We start from the raw sequence: 18,468 nt of genomic DNA on the forward strand, positions 1-18,468 counted from the left end.
GGAAAATCTCGATTTCATCAAACCTTCTGCTCCTCAAGAAGAACAGAGTTCTGAGCAGCCTGTCCTCATGTTCGATGGAGAAAACGACTACATTGCCACCACTCTAGACACTCAACCCAGTGCCCTACCCGCCACCACCTGGGAAGCCTGGGTTAAACCCACCCGCAACATCAACCACTGGGATATGATCCTCTCTACCGACGATGGAGGTTGGGATCGATTTGTGGGCATAAATGGCGGCCAGTTCCGTGTTTCCCATGGAAAAGAAGCTTGGAATCCTGTAAACGCAGACATTAACCAATGGCAACATATCGCTGTGGTTTACAGTGCAGATAAACAAATCAAGTTCTATAAAAATGGAACAGAATACGTCTATTCAGGACAATCATCCATTGGTAGTACGAAACTGCCCTTTCATATTGGTCGTAGTGCAGGTAACACCAGTCAATGTTTCCAAGGCTTGATGACGGAAGTACGGGTGTGGGACTCTGCCAGAACAGCAGCAGAGATTCAAAACGACATGCACTGTCGTTTAACGGGGAATGAGCCAGGTTTAGTGGGATATTGGCCACTGAATGAAGGACAAGGGACAACAGGAACAGACCGAAGTAATCAGGGACATGACGGTACAATTAATGGTGCCACTTGGGAAAGTTCTGGTTTACAACTCTCTCCAGCGCCAACAGTAGAACCGGCACCCGAACAACTCTCAGAGTCTACCTCAACCGAAGATATGGAGAGGGAAGAAGCTCTATCCCCTGCTTCTCTAATGTTTGATGGCATAGATGACTCTGTTGCTATTCCCAATGCTGAGTGGGAAACTTCAGCATTTTCTGTGGAACTGTGGGCGAAAGCGAGCCAAAATCAATCCAACTATGCTGGGTTATTCAGTAGCTCCAACGATCCGGCGGCGAGTGGTTCATGCCAGATTGATGCTATGGGTGGATTTTATCGCTTTTATCATAGTGAGATTCAGGTTCGCATTGCTAAAGTGAATCAAGAATGGCAGCATCTGGTGGTCACTTATGATGGTCAGGCAGTGCAAACTTATCTGAATGGGGAGCCACAAAATTCAAAAGCAGTTAATGCGATGAACACTGTGTTTAGAGATTATATTTTGGGTAGAAATCGCAATAGTGATAAATACTTTGCAGGTGAACTGAGTGATGTCCGGATTTGGAATAAGGCATTAACTGCAGATGAAGTTCAAGCAGCTATGGGCTATCGTTTAACAGGGGATGAATCAGGGCTAGTTGCCTATTGGCCTTTAGATGAGGGCAAGGGGGATGCGATCGGCGATCGAACCGGTAATACACCACCTGGCGTAATGAATGGCACAACTTGGCAAACCACAGATTTAGAACTCTCAGGTTCTGATGAAGGTCTTGATGCTTCACCAGAGATCCCCCAAAAACCACAACCGACTTCCAAGAAGCGAATTCCTCTGGACAGGTCTGTAACCAGTATTACCGTTCTCAAGAGTGATGAAGATTTTGGTGGACGACCCGAAACTCTCCATGGCAAGTCGGCTAAATCTAAGAAACGGAAGAAACGGAAAAAGCAATCAAAATACCTCTCTCCCTACGAGAAATATGTCAGGAAAGTGGCGAAGCGTCAGGAGGAAGCAACTCATACTTATGTTGAACGCCATAAGCGTTCTAATCGCAAGAAAAAGAATGGTTGGCTCAAGGATTTTGCCAAAAATTACAGCAAGAGCGTATCCAAGCTGTTCTAAAATCGTTGTAATGTTCATCCTCCCCTGTAGCCTAGATTTCCCAAAACTACAGGGGTTAGTTGCTAACCATAAACTGGATTAATCATGACTGAGAACCATCCTCCAAACCCCAATCTGATGAACCGCCATCTAGAAAAGGCGATCTCTCTTCAGAGCCACCCCAGTGTCCCAACTGTAGATGAACAGATGAAGACCGATCCTCTTCTGGCTAATGGATTAGTGGCTCAAGGCGATGAGGATGAAAATGACGATATTCAGACCCATGATGAAATTCAACTCAATAAGAGTTATCACTTGTCTGGAGTCCGTTCCTTTCACAGAGTTGAACGTCGAAAAAAAGCCATCTCTTCAAAAAAGAAGAGTCCAGCATTAGTCCAAATAGTTCAAGATGTGGAGGAAGCGGTCTTAGCGTTTGATGGTAAAGATGATTATGTTGATTGTGGCATTGCAGAGTGCTTTAATTTAAGCGATACTCTCACCCTTGAAGTCTGGATCAAGCTCAGGGAAGTTAAACCTGGTGCTCGATACTATATTGTCGGTCGAGGTTCGCGGCAGCATAATTATAGCTATGGATTGGTGTACCTGAAACTGAAGAGTCATCAAGAACAAATTCGATTTCTGTTTGCTAAAGCCCCAGTAATCTGGGAGCCTACGATTAATTTGAGCGATCGCAACTATCATCATCTAGCTTTAGTTGTTGACAATCAACAAGCCATCCTCTATATCGATGGAGAGTCCCAAGGTACTCAACCCCTCCCGGAACAAGTCCATCCCAATACAGAAGTTCCCTTGCAAATAGGGCGCTTATTTGGCCAAACTCGATTTCAGGGAGAAATGAGTGAAGTCCGTCTCTGGAATAAGGCACGAACCTCTAAAGAGATTGGTCACCATCGCTTCCACCGTCTAGCTGGGAATGAACCGGGTTTAGTGGGATATTGGCCGCTCAATGACGGATCGGGAGAAATAGCCGGCGATCGCACCCTCCAGAGCAACTCAGGTCAAATTTATGGAGCTACCTGGCAATTTTCTCCCTCCAGTCAACTCCCCTTTATGCCCACTTCTGCACCTCAAACTAAACCCAAGAAATCTAAATCTAAAATTCAACGAAAAACCAAGATTAAAGTCCCCCAAGGCATAGACAAAATTGTTGTTTTACGCAGTAAAGACAAATTTGGTGGTAAACCCGATCTTATCCATGGAAAATCCACCAAAACTAAGGATAAAAAAAAGAAACGTAAAAAGCAATCTAAGTCTTTAAGACCGATAGAAAAGCTAGTCAGACGGTTAAGTAATAAACAACATAGAGCCACTAGGGAATATACTAAACGCCACAAGCGATCTAACCGCAAGAAGAAAAACGGTTGGCTTCGGGATTGGTATAAAAATTGGGGAAAAGCTCTCTCCAAGATGTAGCAGTTTCATCCAACCGATAACAAAATCAATATTCAGCGAGATTAACACTCAAACTTCTACCCATTTCCACTTTTCTCGGAATTATATAGCAGTGGAAGGCAGAGCTAGGACAGTTTCTATTGCTAGAGTGCTTATTGCCTCAAACAATAACCCAACCATCCTAACTTAATGAGTTCACTGCTATACCTTCATTCATAAAAGAGCTAATCGCTGAATACTGAGTCTCTAGCGCTCTAGAATACTTAAAATATCTGAAGCTACGCGAGACCAACTATAATTTATCTCACTCAAGTGCCGGCCATTTCGTCCCATATCTTCAGCTAAATCAAGATTAGATAAAAGGGAGTTAATTGGTTGGGAAAATGCGTCTGGATTTTCATAGTCTGTAATCAGTAAACCATTTTTCTCTGGAATAATGACTTCTGCATTTCCTCCGCGGACTGTAGTCAGAATACATAACCCAGTAGCCATGGCTTCATAATGAACACGAGCTAACGGTTCTTGCCACTGAGAAGCACAAACAAAAATATCACCTAATAGAAAATAATCTTGAACTCGGTCGGGTGAAACAAAACCCGTTAAACGTACCGCATCTCCTAATTCTTGTGCTTGTTTTTTCAGCGTACGCACATATTCATTTTCTTCGTTTTTTCCATACCACTTACTGCCTACTAATAAGAGAATAGCAGAAGGATGCTGTTCCAGAACATCAGGAAAAGCACTTAGCAAAATATGGGGGCCTTTTTTATCCGTTAAACGTCCAACGTAAAGAACCACTTTTCGGTCTTCTAAATTCTGTTCAGCCAATAAGCTGGCTCGACGTTCTTGTACGCCCGATGCCCATCGAGGCTGGAATCGTTCTAGATCGACTCCCGCATAAACCGGTTGGAGTTTATGCTCATAACCTGGAAATAAATTAGCAATTCCATCAGCAATAAATTGGCTCACGGTAACCACACGATCAACCCGATCTAGACAGCGATGAGCTAGTTCAGGCGTGATTTTCTTAGCATGAAACATTTCATTATGCATACTCAGAAGAAAACGACTGTTGGGTGCGGCATCAGCCACCATGGGTAAATATTTAGGTCGGTTATAGAAGATAACCCAATCAAAAGATTCTTGGGCTACAAAATTAGCGACTTCTTGATAATAAAAATCAGAGTCTCCTGGTGTTGCTCGCTGATACCGAATACCATTGTGAATTTCCTGGTCTTGCAAATTCGGATCGCTGACTGAAAAAACGGTCACGTCATGTTCTTGACTTAAGTAAGGTAAAATGCCATCAATATAGGTTTGGATTGCACCCCCACGAACACAAGGTACAGGTAACTTTTCTGTACAAACCAATACAATTTTCATGATCTTGCCAAATACTACTGTTTATGATAGGAACTTGATTGAATTTAACATTCAATTAAGTCCCTATCTATGGGAAAAGTCAAAGTATAGAAACAAGCAAGGCAGAAAGGGTTTAACCCTGTGTGTTCTCAAGATTATCTTTGATACTTAAGATGGTACACTAAAATTACAATTCATGATCGCTAGCCCATAATTTTCGCCCATTGGCTATCTAAAATATGCGATTAATGCCCAACAAATCGGTGTGGTGGGTATTGGCTCTAGTTTTCAACAGCGATCGCAGCACGCACTCTATCAGACGTATTAATCTAAACCTCAATTTGTGTACTCCATCTATGGCTTTATGGTCTGGGATATGGATAGAGTGCAGATTTTGTCCCAATGTGTCCGAATGCAGCCAGAAGGCTATCCGAATGTTTTCTGTACCGGTATAGATTTCCAAGAAATTACCCAAAACCCAGTGGGCTATCCAAAAGGAAGTTTTGAAAACGACTCTGATAGTCTTGCCATTTAGACTCTCAACTACTCGAATGTGTCTGAGATGATTTGCGAGTACAGGAGTTGGGTTTAAAAATAATAGTTTTTTACGGGATGATCCTACCATTTCTGTACTGGAGTCAACCCGTTTTTTGTCCGAGTTTTATGACATGAAGATCAATTCAATCTGCTCCTTTATTTCCCAAGAAAATTGGAGTGTTACTAAAAGTGTAACCTAACTTCCGATCCCGTGCAGTTATGCCATTCTGGGACATGGGGACACACAGACTTGCCAGATGGACCTATTCCCTATTCACCATTACTCATTACCCCTATTCTTATGACTAAACTCACTTATTTTCTTCCCCTATCCTTACTCCTCACCGGATGTCTGCACAGCACTGCACAGATCTCCGTTTTTCCTCCTACTTCTCCTAATGCCATGATTCAAGCCGCTAACTCCATGGAAAACCCTGCTGATTTGACCTCCAACGGTCTCTGGGTGACCTCAGAAGACGGTCAAACGCAAGTTTTCCCCTTAAAAAACACTTCCGTCAATGCTACGGTTTCCGGCAATGTTTCTCAGGTGGAAGTCACCCAAACCTTTGAAAATCTGTTTGAAGATCCTCTGGAAGCGGTGTATGTGTTTCCCCTGCCAGATGAGGCGGCGGTGTATGATATGGAGATTAAGTTAGGCGATCGCATCATCAAGGGTAGCATTAAAAAGCGGGAAGAAGCCCAAGAAATCTACGAACAAGCGAGAGCAGAAGGACGCACTGCGGGACTGTTAGAGCAAGAGCGGGCGAATATTTTCACCCAATCTTTAGCCAATATTCGACCGGGAGAAAAAATTGAGGTCACTATCCGCTACACGGACTCCCTGACGTTTGAAGGCGGGGATTATGAGTTTGTCTTTCCCATGGTGGTGGGACCGCGCTATATTCCGGGTAACTCAATTCAAGGAACGGAAGATACGGACCAAGTGCCCGATGCTTCTCGAATTACGCCTCCGGTACTGAGACCGGGGAGGCGATCGGGTCATGATATCCAAGTTTCTGTTAACATTGATGCTGGCGTTCCCATTAGCAATATTACTTCCACGTCCCATGAAATCTTAGTGCGAACACAGCGCAATATCACCGAAATTCAACTCTCCCCAGAAGACCAAATTCCCAATAAAGATCTCGTGTTGCGCTATCAAGTTTCTGGACAGGAAACCCAAGTGACTCTCCTGACGCAAAAGGATCGAAACGGGGGACATTTTGCCGCCTATTTAATTCCCGCTTTAGACTATCAACCCAGGGAAATTATCCCCAAAGATGTGGTCTTTTTGATAGATACTTCCGGTTCCCAGTCCGGCGCACCCATTGCCCAATCTCAAGCGTTGATGCGAGAATTTATTCAGGGTTTAAATCCCAATGATACGTTTACGATTATCGATTTTTCTAATACAGCTCGCCAGTTGTCTGCCTCTCCACTAACCAATACTGCGCAAAGTCGCCAAAAAGCCCTCTCGTATATTAATCAACTGAACGCCGAAGGGGGAACGGAGTTAATGAATGGCATCAATGCAGTGATGAACTTTCCTCCACCTCCGGAAGGACGGTTGCGGAGTGTCGTCTTACTCACCGATGGTTATATTGGCAATGACCAGGAAATTATTGCCGCAGTGCAAAAGAATCTGAAACGGGGAAATCGCTTGTATAGCTTTGGTGTCGGTAGTTCCACGAATCGATTTTTGTTAGATCGACTGGCAGAAGTGGGACGAGGAACCGTGCAAGTGGTCCGCCAGGATGAGAATATTGACCCAGTGGTGAAGAAGTTTTTCAGCCAAATTAATAACCCCGTTTTGGGCAATATTGAGGTGACGTGGAGCGGTGCAGGAGAGGCTCCAGAAATTTATCCCCTCGCGCCCCCGGATCTGTTTGCCAGTCAGCCGTTGGTGCTGTTCGGACGCAAGGCAGATAGCCAAAATGGGACGTTAACGATTCGGGGGGTTTCGGCAGGCGGAAAACGTTACGAACAGGCGTTCCCGGTCAATTTTAGGGGGGATAGTGAGGCGATCGCCCAGCTCTGGGGTAGAGCCAAAATTAAGGATCTGATGACACGAATGTACGGCGGCGAAACCAAGTCCGGAGTTGATGCAGTAACGCAGACTGCCCTCGATTATCGCCTGTTGTCTGAATATACAGCATTTATCGCTGTGAGCGAGGAAGTGCGTGTTAACCCAGATGGTCAATCTGTGCGGGTGGACGTGCCGGTAGAGTTACCCGATGGTGTGAGTTATGAGGGTGTTTTTGGCACACCTGAGGAGGATCAAGCTGTTATGCAAAGTCCTGGTAGAGCCAGCAGAAGAGGAGGAGCGAGGGGAGGATTTGCGCCTCTGGCAAGGATTGCGGCTCCCCAACCTGAAACATCTGCGCTCCCACCTGCTCCTCCCATGAATGCGATGGACATGGAGGAAATGGAATTGACAGAGGAAAGTAAAGCAGAAAGCTTACCCAACCGCATTGAGGTGGTGAAGGCTGAGGGATTAAGTGAGGAGGCGATCGCCGCTTTAACCCAATATATTCAGTCTATCTCGCTTCCTGATGAGATTTCTGGGGATCTGACCGTAGAAGTCTGGACGAATAATGGGCGTGTTCGTCGGGTGCTTCTGGATGAGGAGAATTCGACGATAGAAGACGAAGACGCTATTCGAGCGGTGCGATCGGTTTTACTCGGTTGGCCGGTTCCCAGTTCAGTTCAGGGTACAGTATCGGTAACCTTGCGGGTTAACTAGAATTGATACCATTTCTGTTTAAGTTTGCAACTAATCGATCCTTGAGAGGCAAGTTGCTCTCAGCCTCTGGTTCAGCGCATATTCCTAGAGAAATGGTCTTCTCTAGGAATATTTCAGTATGTTATTGGTTGTGGGTAAAGACTTGTACCTTATGCCCATTAATTGTGTCTTCAAAAAGAACATGCGAACAAACATCACGTAATGCTTTCCAAAGGATGGCTTCTTCGTAGTTTTCAAGCTCTCTAGGAATATAATCTAGGAGTGTTCTAGCAGCTACAACGATCAAACATTTTTTAACTCTTGAAAAAGCAACATTAGATCGATTTAAACCCAGAATAAATTTCACATTTTTGCCTATAGCTGATGAATTACTGGCTGTGGCAGAAAAAATAACATTATCACGTTCACCACCTTGTACCTTCTCTACTGTGTCAATGATATCTACAGCATTGCCATAATAATCTGCTAGTTCTGTTTTCAGTAGCGATCTTTGAGCGCGATGAGGGGTAAGAATTGCAGTAGATCTATCAGGAACTTCTCCTGCTGCACCAAGAATGGTTTGGATTATTTGTACTTCAAGTGGATTGCTAAGTTTGGATTCACGTTCATCATGCAGAACCAGATAAAGTCCTCCATTTGCCTGTAAAAGGTTTTCCCAAGTTCCTGCAATTGGATATCCTTGTATATTTTCATTTGTTTTGCCTCCTTGTAATTCAATATTGTCTTTGTGATAAAGACCTGCAATAAGTTCACGAATAACGGGTGGTAAACGGAAGCTAAAACTTAAAGCAGAACGTAATATTGATTGATCTGATACTGGAACATCAGAGTTTTCTTTTAAATTTTGAATAGCTTGATAAGCACTAACATAAGGTTGATATAACAAAACAGGAGGACGATCTTCATTTTCCCAGTCATGGGTAATAATGGGAGCGAGTTGTCTATGATCTCCTGCTAACATAATTTCACCATCTTCTTTAACTAACGTAGCTAAAGCTAAAAAGTGAGGAAATACCATCATACTTGCTTCATCAACGATTAGAGTAGTTGTTTGAAAACCTTGGGGATATTTTTTGAAAAATGTAGCTTTACCCTTTAATGTATCTACCGTCTTCAAAATGGCATTTGTTGTTCCACCAATAACCACTAAAGAATTTTTCCACATGGATTTCATATCTGTCAATAAACAACTGCTAGTATCTAAATATTTCACGTTTTTGTCCTGAAAAACATCCTGTTCTTTACCATCAACTCGACTCAGTTCAATTGATGGCACCTTTAAACTTAAATCAGTAGCATGTTTTTGCAGAATTGGTAAAAGATTCTCTAAACGTAAGAGTAAATTATCTACAGACGTATGTGTATGACCAGTAATAAGAACAATATCGCCAGGATGACAACGTGCTAAGATTCTTAGAAAAGTAGCGATCGCAGTAGTTTCTGTTTTCCCTGTTCCTGGTGGCCCTTGCAAAAGTTGAATTCTGCTATTTAGTCCGTCAAGAGCAGCTTCAATTTGTTTCTGGTCTAGTTTTTTGCTATTGGGTAAGGGTAACGTCTCAACTAGATTTCGATATAGTTTTAAATTACTCTCTGAAACAGGAGTTTGTGCAGGAATTTGAGGTTTTTGCGGGGCTAACCATTGACAAACATGATTTCCTCGGCTGTTTTGTAATTTTTGATCGACTTTTCCAGCAACAAAATCTGAGGGACTTTCATCAATAGTGGCAAAAGTATAAACATCTTCTTCTGGGTCATAAAAACGACCACGGATTTGGTAGCGATCTCCACCTATTTTTTGTCTAACAGCTAATACAATACGTCCATTATTCCAATTTATGTCTTCTACAACGCATGTACTTCCACCCGCAAAAAGCTGCTTGATGGTTTGACCTTGATGTGGATTATCAGAAGCAGGAGTAAGTCTAATAAAAGAACCTACGTCAATGGTACAATTAGCTTGTAACACTTCAGAGGTTATATTGTATCCATCAAGATTAATTTCTGCTCTTAGCTTTTTATTTTCATCGGATCTAACATTTGCCACAGGTATTGTTCGGCCTGAAGAAATACGATATATGGGTGGTATCAAATGTTTGGCAATCCAATCTGTCACTTTAACATGCTGATCTAATCGTAAAAAATCAATTCCTGCTTGGGCTGCATTGTCTACACCTAAATTGAAATCTGGTAAATTTGCAATGATCAAAGATTCTTTTGTAATTTCTGGATTCTTAAAGCGAATTCCCTCTTCAACCCATCTAATAGCATGAGTACGAGCGCGAAAATATTCTTTTAAATAATTAGGTTTTTGTGCTTGATTATACCGCTCAATAGATTTTTTTAATTTTGGTTTATGTTTGAGTTCATTGGGATTGGGAAGTTGCCGCCAATACGCTCGAAAATAAGCTGCACTCAGAGAATTAAAGTATCTGAGTCTAACTTCAAACTGATGCTTACGAGGATTGGAGGTTTGTGATGTTGCCCATTGATGATTACCATCTATTGCTAAATTCGTTTTAAAGTCAAATACATCTTGAGAAAAAACCCGATCTAAAATCACAATTTTTCCTGCAATCTTCCTGTGCCAATGATAACGTCTTCCAAACCACTTAAGAGAACTAACAACAGCTAAATCTCTTCCTGTCCATCCAAGAGCATAACGTCGATCCACTTCATCAGACAGACACGAGTAAATAAGTTGATCTAAACTTTCCCGACATCCTAATAACTCTCTTAAATGACTGAGTAGTTGCGAACTAACGCGAGAACAACCTTCAACTAATTGAGTCATTTCCTGACGTGACCAAACATAAAAATGAATAGGAGCTTGTTCTGTTTCAGCAACACAGGCAATCGCATCTACTAATTCGAGTAAAAATCCTTGAATCAGTTCTTTTTCAGATCCATTATCTTCTTTATAATCTCCCGACCATGGAGATGTCTTGAATTTAATTAAATCCTCTCCTTCAAGTTCTTTTTCTTGGTAAACAGGCTTATTGTTTTGATTGTGCCCTGATTCAATATATTCTTTAATATTAGGATCTGGCTTCCATTTCCCACATTGATCTTTCTTAAATTTGGGATCTAACTTCCCTTCACTTTTGGTGACATGAGCAGCTAATGCACCTATTCTATTTTCAACGTAATCATACTCAACAGAAAGATAGACACGAATTAAACGTTCTCCATCAATTATATGTTCTGGAAGCTGACTTTTACCAGAATAATTGAGTGCCTCTACTTCATGATTATCTGGATCTAAATCTCCATCTGGAAGAGTCTGTCTACGAGTTTTTGCTTTTACTTGAAGCATATCCAAACTTTCTGTAAAGCTGATATCTTGCTGTAGTTGTCTAGCTTGATTTCCTTGTAAATCAATTTCAGCTAAATCATCAATATTGTTAATCCCAATTTTCTTTAATGACTTAACAATTGATGCATCTACTCCCAGTAATTCTAAACCTCGTTGCCTTGCACTCTCCGATAAACAATGAACACTCAATGTACAATCACTACATTTTTCATCTAATTGATAGTCTAAATTACTTAAGTCAGTCTGAACAATGTATTTGAGTACACCATCAGAAGAAACCAAACGATTAATGTCCGCTTCTATGGTATCTAAATTCAAACAATTAGCTTGAATGATATCTTGATTTTTGTTAGTATTTTCATCGATACGAACGACAACACATTCAATATTTTCACCTGTAAGCTCTATGCCATTAATAAAAATGGGCTGAGTTTTAATTGATTCGCAAATCATCATTCGATACAAAGCAACTTGTACGTGATGATACGTTCTATCTTTTCGAGATGCTTTACATTCAACCAGTCTGATTTTAGGACAATTGTTTTCCCACAAAACAAGGACAAAATCAATTTTGCCACTAATACAAAACTGTCCTAGTGTTTCCTTTATAGAAATTTCTCTTCCATAAGCCTTTTGGTTGACTGACAAATTAGCTAAATCTTTAACAAAGCTGTTCCATTCTGTTGATTGATCTACTTCTGATTGATCCGTGATTCCAATGACATTGACTAATCCTTGTTGCTTAAGTAAGGACTCCCACTCATCCTCTCTTTTTTTACCTTCTGCTTCTAGCACAGGATCTAAAGAAGTTGCAAAAATCAACTGATTGAAAGGAATCTCTTTTGCCAGTTTATAATTATCAAGCTTTAATTTGAAGCGGCGATCGCAGGATTGATATCGAACATATTCACTGATATCAGTAGCATTGATTGAGTAATTTGACATAATCTTAACCTCTAGCTCTATATGGCTTGACTTCCAAGCTATAGCTGTAGTCACTGACTATACACTAAATTTCACATTTCCCGCAGATTAACCCGATCGTCCTTGAGGATTCCACTTGAAGAGCCTCGTAATTGTTCGGCAATGTGACGTGCTTCTAGACGGTTCACGCCTAAAAACTGAGCAAATTGGCCTTCAGTTTTCGATCGCTACTAGGGTGGTGCGGGAAACCTCAAGCTCTTGAGCAGCATCAGCTTGAGTCATGCCTCGTTGTTCTCGCGCTTGTTTGAGAGATTTCCCTAATTGTTGGCGATTGATTGTGTCCAGGATGTTCGCAACCATAATGCCCTCAAGCTTTTGAAGTAAGAGTTAGTGATGCATTACTGATGGTTTGATTGTCATTCAAAGGCGGATCTAAAATTCCCATAGATAGCTGAGGCTCTACATTGTGCTTCCAGAGAGCGGCTGAATCGGTGGGAGACATGGCAATGAGATTTAGGTTGGGGAGTTGTATTGTAATAATGACTTACCATTGAAGATCGTCATATAAATCGGCTAAGGAGATCTCACAAGGTAGAGAAGTTAATTGTACTGAATCTTCTCTAGTTTTGTATTCAGAAAAGACCCATTGATTGGCTTGGGCTTTGTAATAATGCTCAACCTTGATTTGATATTGATCGATTAACAGATACTCTTGAAAACTGGGAATACTGCGATATTTTGTTTGAGAAATAGAGGGATCTTGCTTTTAGTTTAGCGAGTTGGCAAGGGGTAAAAACTCAAATCGAGGTAAAATAGAGGTTATTTTCTTTATCTGCGGTAGCTTGGTTAAGATGAATCGCTTGCAATTTGAAGCCACTTTGGAAGGGTTAACGCCACGACGACGGCAGGTGTTAAAGTTGGTGTTAGCGGGAGTAGGCGATCGCGCGATCGCCCAATCCCTCCATATCGAAACCTCCACCGTTCGCAAGCATATCGAAAACCTCTGTCGCGCTTTTGGCATTGACAGTGAGTTTCCCGACGATCGCACCTCGAAACGCCCGGAATTAATTGCCCTGTTTCATCAATACCAACCCGACTGGGTGACAACGCCCCAGATTTCATCTAACTCTAGCCCTTATCCACTCTGCAACCGAGAGGTTTATATCCTTGTCGATCAAAGTGGTTCCATGGTGCGCAAAGATGCAGATACTGGGAAGCAAACTCGATATGAATACTTAGCAGAAATCGTCGAAGGACATTGTGCGGCTATTTTAGCGTATCGTCACGAAGAGCAAGGGATCTGCGATCGCCTCACACTCCACTTTTTCAGTCGTCAGCGCACTCCTCCCTCCCCAATCTCCATCACCGATCCATCCAATATTCACAAACTCTTTATCGAAAATCAACCCAAAACCAAAACCTTTATTACACCCACCCTCGAACACTCCATTAATAGCTGGATCTCTCAACCCCATCCTATCCCTAACGGAGCCTTTTTTATCATCTATACCGATGGTCAATTTGACGATGAAGAGCGATTTATCGAACATCTGAAAACCCTCTGCCAGCATATCGATCACCACAGTCAAGCAAAAGTAATCGTTTTAGGCTTAGGAGAAGACATTAATATTGAACATTTTCTCACCCTAGACTTCAACTTAAATCAAATTATGGCAGCTAATATTTTCGTCTTTGATTTAATCAACGAAGTCGATGATATTATCGAACTCCTCTCGCGCCAACTTACAGAAACACCCCACCTAGCCTTTCCCCACTGGGTGAAAATTCGCTATCCCCAGGTGGTTGAACAAGCCCTATCGATTAAAGATTAGATCGATTTATACTTTTTCTAAACAGTTTTTTGCCTGTTCTGATTCATGGGAGATAAATTGAGCGGGTCGGACATACAGCGCTTCGCGCTGTAAGCGTCCCCCCTCCCCAAAAAATTCGATCGCTCTTGAGAATTAAGAGAAGTTTTTGTAACTTCGATAACTTTTATTCACAATAAAAAGTAACTTTTTCACTGTTTTTAGGGTAATACTCTTCTTTGCAGAGAATGAAGATATTAACGACATCAGATCGACGGGAAAAATAGTTACTGAGTTGCTTGACAAATAAATCATCTCCAATATTCCTCTGTCCATAATATCCCATCAGCAAAATATTCATGGATTTTCCTCGGTAAACTTTGTAGAATTATTATATCCCATCTTAAGAGAACTCTTTTGTTCGCCGACTTTCACTCTGAGAGCCAATGATTAAAAACTCATACTATTCCAGGTTTCTGCTGCATCTGATATTGCTCGATCGACCGTTTTTTCGTCTAACATAGCGGCTTGTAGGTTGTCGTAAATGGCTCCTTTTAATTCAGTTAATCCTTTCATCGCGGGAATCAAAACTTCTGCCGAGTCTAATTGTTGGGAGCTGATTAAGCGGGCAATTTCTACGGGAGTAGACTGGGGAGTAGACTGAAGTTCACTTTGATACTCTTGTACGGATTCTACGGTAGAGGGTAAGACATTGGCTGCTTGGATAAAGGCCAGTTGGTTTTCAGGGTTGGTAACGAAGAGGGCAAATTTGAGGGCGTTTTCGGGTTGATCGGTTTGACGAGGGATGACTACGTTCATGACGGCAACGTTGATTTTACCGGTATTTCCGGTGATTTGGGGAGAACTTTGGGTGACTTCGGCAATAGTGGGAGCGTTGGTGGCGATCGCATTCATAAATTCTGGGCCAGAGAATAATAGTGCCACTTCGCCAGCTTGGTATAATTCAATGGCTCGCCGATGTCCCTGGGTTAGCACTTCCCTGGGTAACCAGCCTTTTTGGTATAAATCAACCCAATATTGAAAGGCGGCTTTACCTTCTGGGGTATTAAACGCAGCTTTGCCTTCCTCATCCACTAACGTCACCCCCATTTGTACCATGGACTCTAGGACTTCCGAGGAATCTTCAGGGACAAAGGTGACAAAAAAGGCGAATTTCCCAGTTTTTTCTTTCACCTCTTGGGCGACTTGTGCCAATTCGGCATAGGTTTTCGGAGGTTCCGTAATGCCCGCTGCCTGTAGAATGGATTGATTATGTAGAGTGATGCGGGTAGTGAGATACCAAGGTAAACCGAACGTCATCTCGTTGAGGGTATTGGCTTTCCAAATACCGGGTAAATAGAGAGAGCGATCGCCCTCACTAATACGCTCCTCCAGGGGCAACCATGCTTGACGAGCCGCCAAGGTAGAAGCAAAATTGGGATTCAGATTCACTACATCTGGAGCCGTTTGTGCTGCCACAGCCGTTAAAATTTTACTCTCCATGGCTGCCCAAGGTACATCCACCCAACGAATCGTTATTCCTGGATTTTCAGCCTCAAACTCGGCAATCAAATCATTGAAATAATCCGTAAACTTAGGTTGTAATTGCATCGTCCAAAATTCTACTTCCCCGGAAGCAGAATCCTTGGGTTGGGGCGTGCCACAACTCATAAGCCAAGTCAGACAAAAGGCGATCGCCATCCATACCCAAAACGACTTGCGACGAAGAGAAAACATCATACACCCACCTAAATAGGAGAAGCTCTAATTATCAAGCATCCAAGCTCAATAATCAATTGACCGATACATTAAGCCACAATTTAAGCTATAACAGGAATATTACAAACCTCTTCTTGAATCAAGAGGCGATCGCCCGACTCCAGATTAGGTTCAAGACTGTTGACTAAATGTTTAGATCATCAACTATGTACAGCTTAGTCTAAGTCTGTCATAGTTGGTCTAAAGTTTTTCAGAACGGAAGCTACTACTGTGAATCTTCTTGACAACCTCAAAGGTTTATTATCTAAACGGCCAAAAGGGATTGGAGTTGAACTGACTCCAGAACAGATTAATATTGTTCAAGTCCTGAAAAAGGGTCAAGCATACAAACTTCAATCTTTCCACTCTATAGAAGTGCCAGAAGGTATCTATGAAGATGGACAGATTTTAGATGCTCCTGCGATGGCAGAACTGATTCAAAGCTGTCTGGAGGAAAATAAAATTACCGTAAAAAATGCCGCTTCTGCGGTATCTGGACGAGAAGCAGTAACCCGCCTGATCCCTGTCCCGGCTGAGTTAGATGATAATGAACTGCGGGAAATGGTACTAAACCAGGAAGCCGGATTATACCTGCCTTTCCCGCGAGAAGAAGCAGATGTAGATTACCAGAAACTCGATCTGATGGTCGATGATGATGGTATTGAAAAGGTCCGGGTTTTATTAGTAGCGACGCGCAAAGAGGTCACCGATAATTATATTAATACCTTTGAACAGGCTGGGTTACGTCTGGATGTCTTAGAAATTAGTAGCTTTTCTCTGATTCGTACCATTCGCGAAGAATTGCGACACTTTGCCCTAGGGGAAGCTGTGGCGATCGCTAATATAGAATTTGAAGGCACAGAAATTGCGATCGTTGTTGATGGAGTACCCCAATTTTCCCGTACCGTTCCCATCGGCACCAGCCAGATCCAAAATGCCCTCTGTCAAGCGATGAACCTGCCCCCATCCCGGAACCCCGAAATTCTCCAAGGAATGACCATTCCCCTAACTCCCGTAGATAGTGTACAAACCGGTATGACTGGCTCCAACCCTGGCGCGGCTGCTATGGTAAGAGTATTGGGAGAATTGGCCGATGAACTGCGCCGATCCATTGACTTTTATGTAAACCAAGGGGAAAACCAAGAAGTCGCCCAACTCCTGCTCGCCGGGAGTGGGGCGGGGATTGGTCAATTAGATGAATTTTTAACTCAAAGGCTCAGTGTTCCCACATCCCAAGTCGATCCCATTGAAGCACTGTCGTTGGAAATAGACCAGGAAATCCCCCCTGCCCAACGGCCTGGATTGGGTATCGCCTTGGGCCTAGGCTTACGATATGTGATATAGAGGAAAACACCCATGTATGGACTCGATATTAATTTTCTTAAGGATAGACCTGGATATTTAGAGACTCCTGCAACTAACCAAAAAGGAGGGGGAGGCAGTAGCGCTAGTCCCACGAATGCAATTCCCATTATCGCCGGTTTGGTTGTAGGAGCAGCCGCTGTGGGTGGAAGCTTGGGGGTAAAACTATTCGTTATTGACCCGCAAAATGCCGATCTGCAAGCTCAATTAGATGGGATTAACGCTAACATTGAACAACAAGAGGCGAAAACCCAGGAAATTGGGTCAATACAAACCCAAACTGAGGCGATCCGCGCCCAAACCCTGGCCCTGGCAACAGTGTTTAACCAGATTAAACCCTGGTCAGCTCTGCTGCAAGAAATCCGCGATCGCGCTCCGGCAAGCATTCAGATTAGTAGTGTTGAACAAATCGAGTTACAATTTCCTGACCCCAATGCCTCTCCAGAAACCCCAGACGCAACCCTGAATGTCAAAGGGCTACAAATTCAGGGAAGTGCCCGCAGCTATGATGATGTCAATGATTTCATGCTGCTGCTGAAAAACTCCGATTTTTTAGCTGGCGACAAAACTAAACTTCTTCGTGCGAACCTTCAAGCGAACAATACTCAAGTCGAAGTGCCAGAAGGTAGCGATTTAGAAGTTAGCCTGCCAGATGTGGTGGCCTTTAACATTGAAACACCCCTATCCGACAAAGGGGCATCAGAATTAATGGCCCAACTGGAAAGTAAAGGAGCAATTGGCTTAGTTAGTCGGATTGAAACATTAAGAGAAAAGGGGATTTTAGAATAATGACACTAGCAGGAGATTTAGGAACAGTTGGGGCTGAAGACGAAGGTAAAGGCGGTAGTCCAATTAATCTATTTATTGGTATTGGCATTGGTGTAGTGGGTTTAGGAATAGCGGCATTTTTAGCCTATAGCCAAGTCCTGCCGGCCATGGAGAAAAATAAGGAACTGCAAGCCGAGGTTAATGATAAACAAATTCAGGTTAGACAAGAGCAAGAATTGCAAAATCAGCTTCTGGCAGCCCAAGAAGATCAAGAACTAGCCAAGCAACAAAGCCAAGATGTGACGACCTTATTTGCAGATGATGCCGCCCTGGATACTCTACTGCTCGATATTAACCGTATTCTTAAGGAGCGGGGGGTGGAGTTAATGCAGTTTGAGCCAGATTCTCAAGGCATACAATTAATAGAAGATGGCTCCTTGGGGACAGAAGTTGATAGTAAGCTCAGAAGCCAGGGTTACCGCCTCCAATTTTCGGGAACCTTCGATCAGACTCGTTTGGTATTACTCAATCTTGAGCGCCTGCAACCTTTGTTAGTGGTAGATTCTATGAGAGTCACGGTTGATCCATCTTCCCAAGAGGTATTGTATCAAGGGGGGAATTTAGTGGCCCAGAATGCACCTAAACTCATGACAGAAATGGAAATCAAGGCTCTACTTCCTGCTGAACTCCCACCACCACCGCCACCGGAAGCTGAAGCTGAAGCTGAAGCTGCTCCTGAAGGTTAAAACGCACACCATGCTATAGG

12 protein-coding genes are annotated in these 18,468 nt (G+C 42.8%); 8 read left to right on the forward strand and 4 right to left on the reverse strand.

Going from position 1 to position 18,468, the window contains the following annotated elements; translation table 11 throughout:
- Both J7529_RS14585 and J7529_RS14590 read left to right on the forward strand, forming a co-directional pair.
- A partial coding sequence (locus J7529_RS14585) for a LamG-like jellyroll fold domain-containing protein (RefSeq protein ID WP_318729575.1) occupies nt 1–1,735 on the forward strand: 1,735 nt, incomplete at its 5' end.
- An 84-nt stretch (nt 1,736–1,819) separates the two neighbouring features.
- Nucleotides 1,820–3,148, forward strand: coding sequence for a LamG-like jellyroll fold domain-containing protein (locus J7529_RS14590; RefSeq protein ID WP_318729576.1), 1,329 nt, complete (start codon nt 1,820–1,822; stop codon nt 3,146–3,148).
- A gap of 225 nt (nt 3,149–3,373) precedes the next feature.
- On the opposite strand, the gene J7529_RS14595 is transcribed toward J7529_RS14590, so the two are convergent.
- Nucleotides 3,374–4,510, reverse strand: coding sequence for a glycosyltransferase family 4 protein (locus J7529_RS14595; protein ID WP_318729577.1), 1,137 nt, complete (start codon nt 4,508–4,510; stop codon nt 3,374–3,376).
- 322 nt (nt 4,511–4,832) lie between these two features.
- Here J7529_RS14595 and J7529_RS14600 point away from each other — a divergent pair, with 322 nt between their 5' ends.
- The gene (locus tag J7529_RS14600) at nt 4,833–5,024 is read left to right on the forward strand and encodes a hypothetical protein (RefSeq protein WP_318729578.1); all 192 of its coding nucleotides are present in this window, start codon (nt 4,833–4,835) and stop codon (nt 5,022–5,024) included.
- 303 nt (nt 5,025–5,327) lie between these two features.
- Nucleotides 5,328–7,769: a VIT domain-containing protein gene (locus tag J7529_RS14605; RefSeq protein WP_318729579.1), complete on the forward strand. Its 2,442-nt coding sequence runs from the start codon at nt 5,328–5,330 to the stop codon at nt 7,767–7,769.
- A 121-nt stretch (nt 7,770–7,890) separates the two neighbouring features.
- Here J7529_RS14605 and J7529_RS14610 read toward each other — a convergent pair whose 3' ends face one another.
- Both J7529_RS14610 and J7529_RS14615 read right to left on the reverse strand, forming a co-directional pair.
- Nucleotides 7,891–12,027 (reverse strand): AAA domain-containing protein, encoded by a 4,137-nt coding sequence (locus J7529_RS14610; RefSeq protein ID WP_318729580.1) that lies wholly within the window; start codon nt 12,025–12,027, stop codon nt 7,891–7,893.
- A gap of 192 nt (nt 12,028–12,219) precedes the next feature.
- Entirely contained in the window at nt 12,220–12,366 is a 147-nt protein-coding gene (locus J7529_RS14615) for a helix-turn-helix transcriptional regulator (RefSeq protein WP_318729581.1), read from the reverse strand.
- A 491-nt stretch (nt 12,367–12,857) separates the two neighbouring features.
- Between J7529_RS14615 and J7529_RS14620 the strand changes: the two genes are divergently transcribed.
- Complete coding sequence (locus tag J7529_RS14620) at nt 12,858–13,838, forward strand: LuxR C-terminal-related transcriptional regulator (RefSeq protein WP_318729582.1); 981 nt, start codon at nt 12,858–12,860, stop codon at nt 13,836–13,838.
- 426 nt (nt 13,839–14,264) lie between these two features.
- On the opposite strand, the gene J7529_RS14625 is transcribed toward J7529_RS14620, so the two are convergent.
- A complete protein-coding gene (locus J7529_RS14625; protein WP_413038893.1) occupies nt 14,265–15,551 on the reverse strand; it encodes an ABC transporter substrate-binding protein in 1,287 nt (428 codons plus the stop codon).
- Between the two features lie 252 nt (nt 15,552–15,803).
- Between J7529_RS14625 and pilM the strand changes: the two genes are divergently transcribed.
- The 3 genes from pilM to J7529_RS14640 are packed head-to-tail and all read left to right on the forward strand — an operon-like array spanning nt 15,804 to nt 18,448.
- Nucleotides 15,804–16,916 (forward strand): type IV pilus assembly protein PilM, encoded by a 1,113-nt coding sequence (gene pilM / locus J7529_RS14630; protein WP_271938611.1) that lies wholly within the window; start codon nt 15,804–15,806, stop codon nt 16,914–16,916.
- 12 nt (nt 16,917–16,928) lie between these two features.
- Nucleotides 16,929–17,723 (forward strand): PilN domain-containing protein, encoded by a 795-nt coding sequence (locus tag J7529_RS14635; protein WP_318729585.1) that lies wholly within the window; start codon nt 16,929–16,931, stop codon nt 17,721–17,723.
- Nucleotides 17,723–18,448, forward strand: a complete 726-nt coding sequence (locus tag J7529_RS14640; RefSeq protein ID WP_318729586.1) for a hypothetical protein — start codon at nt 17,723–17,725, stop codon at nt 18,446–18,448. Before J7529_RS14635 ends, J7529_RS14640 begins: the two co-directional genes overlap by 1 nt.
- Nucleotides 18,449–18,468 lie beyond the last annotated feature (20 nt).

This window comes from Roseofilum sp. Guam, from assembly GCF_017746735.1.
GTDB classification, from domain to species: domain Bacteria; phylum Cyanobacteriota; class Cyanobacteriia; order Cyanobacteriales; family Desertifilaceae; genus Roseofilum; species Roseofilum reptotaenium.

What these genes read in the sequence shown, in the direction of transcription:
- J7529_RS14615 (WP_318729581.1), bottom strand. Translation starts at nt 12,366, where the DNA reads ATGGTTGCGAACATCCTGGACACAATCAATCGCCAACAATTAGGGAAA.
- J7529_RS14620 (WP_318729582.1), top strand. Translation starts at nt 12,858, where the DNA reads ATGAATCGCTTGCAATTTGAAGCCACTTTGGAAGGGTTAACGCCACGA.
- J7529_RS14610 (WP_318729580.1), bottom strand. Translation starts at nt 12,027, where the DNA reads ATGTCAAATTACTCAATCAATGCTACTGATATCAGTGAATATGTTCGA.
- J7529_RS14595 (WP_318729577.1), bottom strand. Translation starts at nt 4,510, where the DNA reads ATGAAAATTGTATTGGTTTGTACAGAAAAGTTACCTGTACCTTGTGTT.
- J7529_RS14625 (WP_413038893.1), bottom strand. Translation starts at nt 15,551, where the DNA reads ATGTTTTCTCTTCGTCGCAAGTCGTTTTGGGTATGGATGGCGATCGCC.
- J7529_RS14635 (WP_318729585.1), top strand. Translation starts at nt 16,929, where the DNA reads ATGTATGGACTCGATATTAATTTTCTTAAGGATAGACCTGGATATTTA.
- J7529_RS14640 (WP_318729586.1), top strand. Translation starts at nt 17,723, where the DNA reads ATGACACTAGCAGGAGATTTAGGAACAGTTGGGGCTGAAGACGAAGGT.
- J7529_RS14605 (WP_318729579.1), top strand. Translation starts at nt 5,328, where the DNA reads ATGACTAAACTCACTTATTTTCTTCCCCTATCCTTACTCCTCACCGGA.
- J7529_RS14590 (WP_318729576.1), top strand. Translation starts at nt 1,820, where the DNA reads ATGACTGAGAACCATCCTCCAAACCCCAATCTGATGAACCGCCATCTA.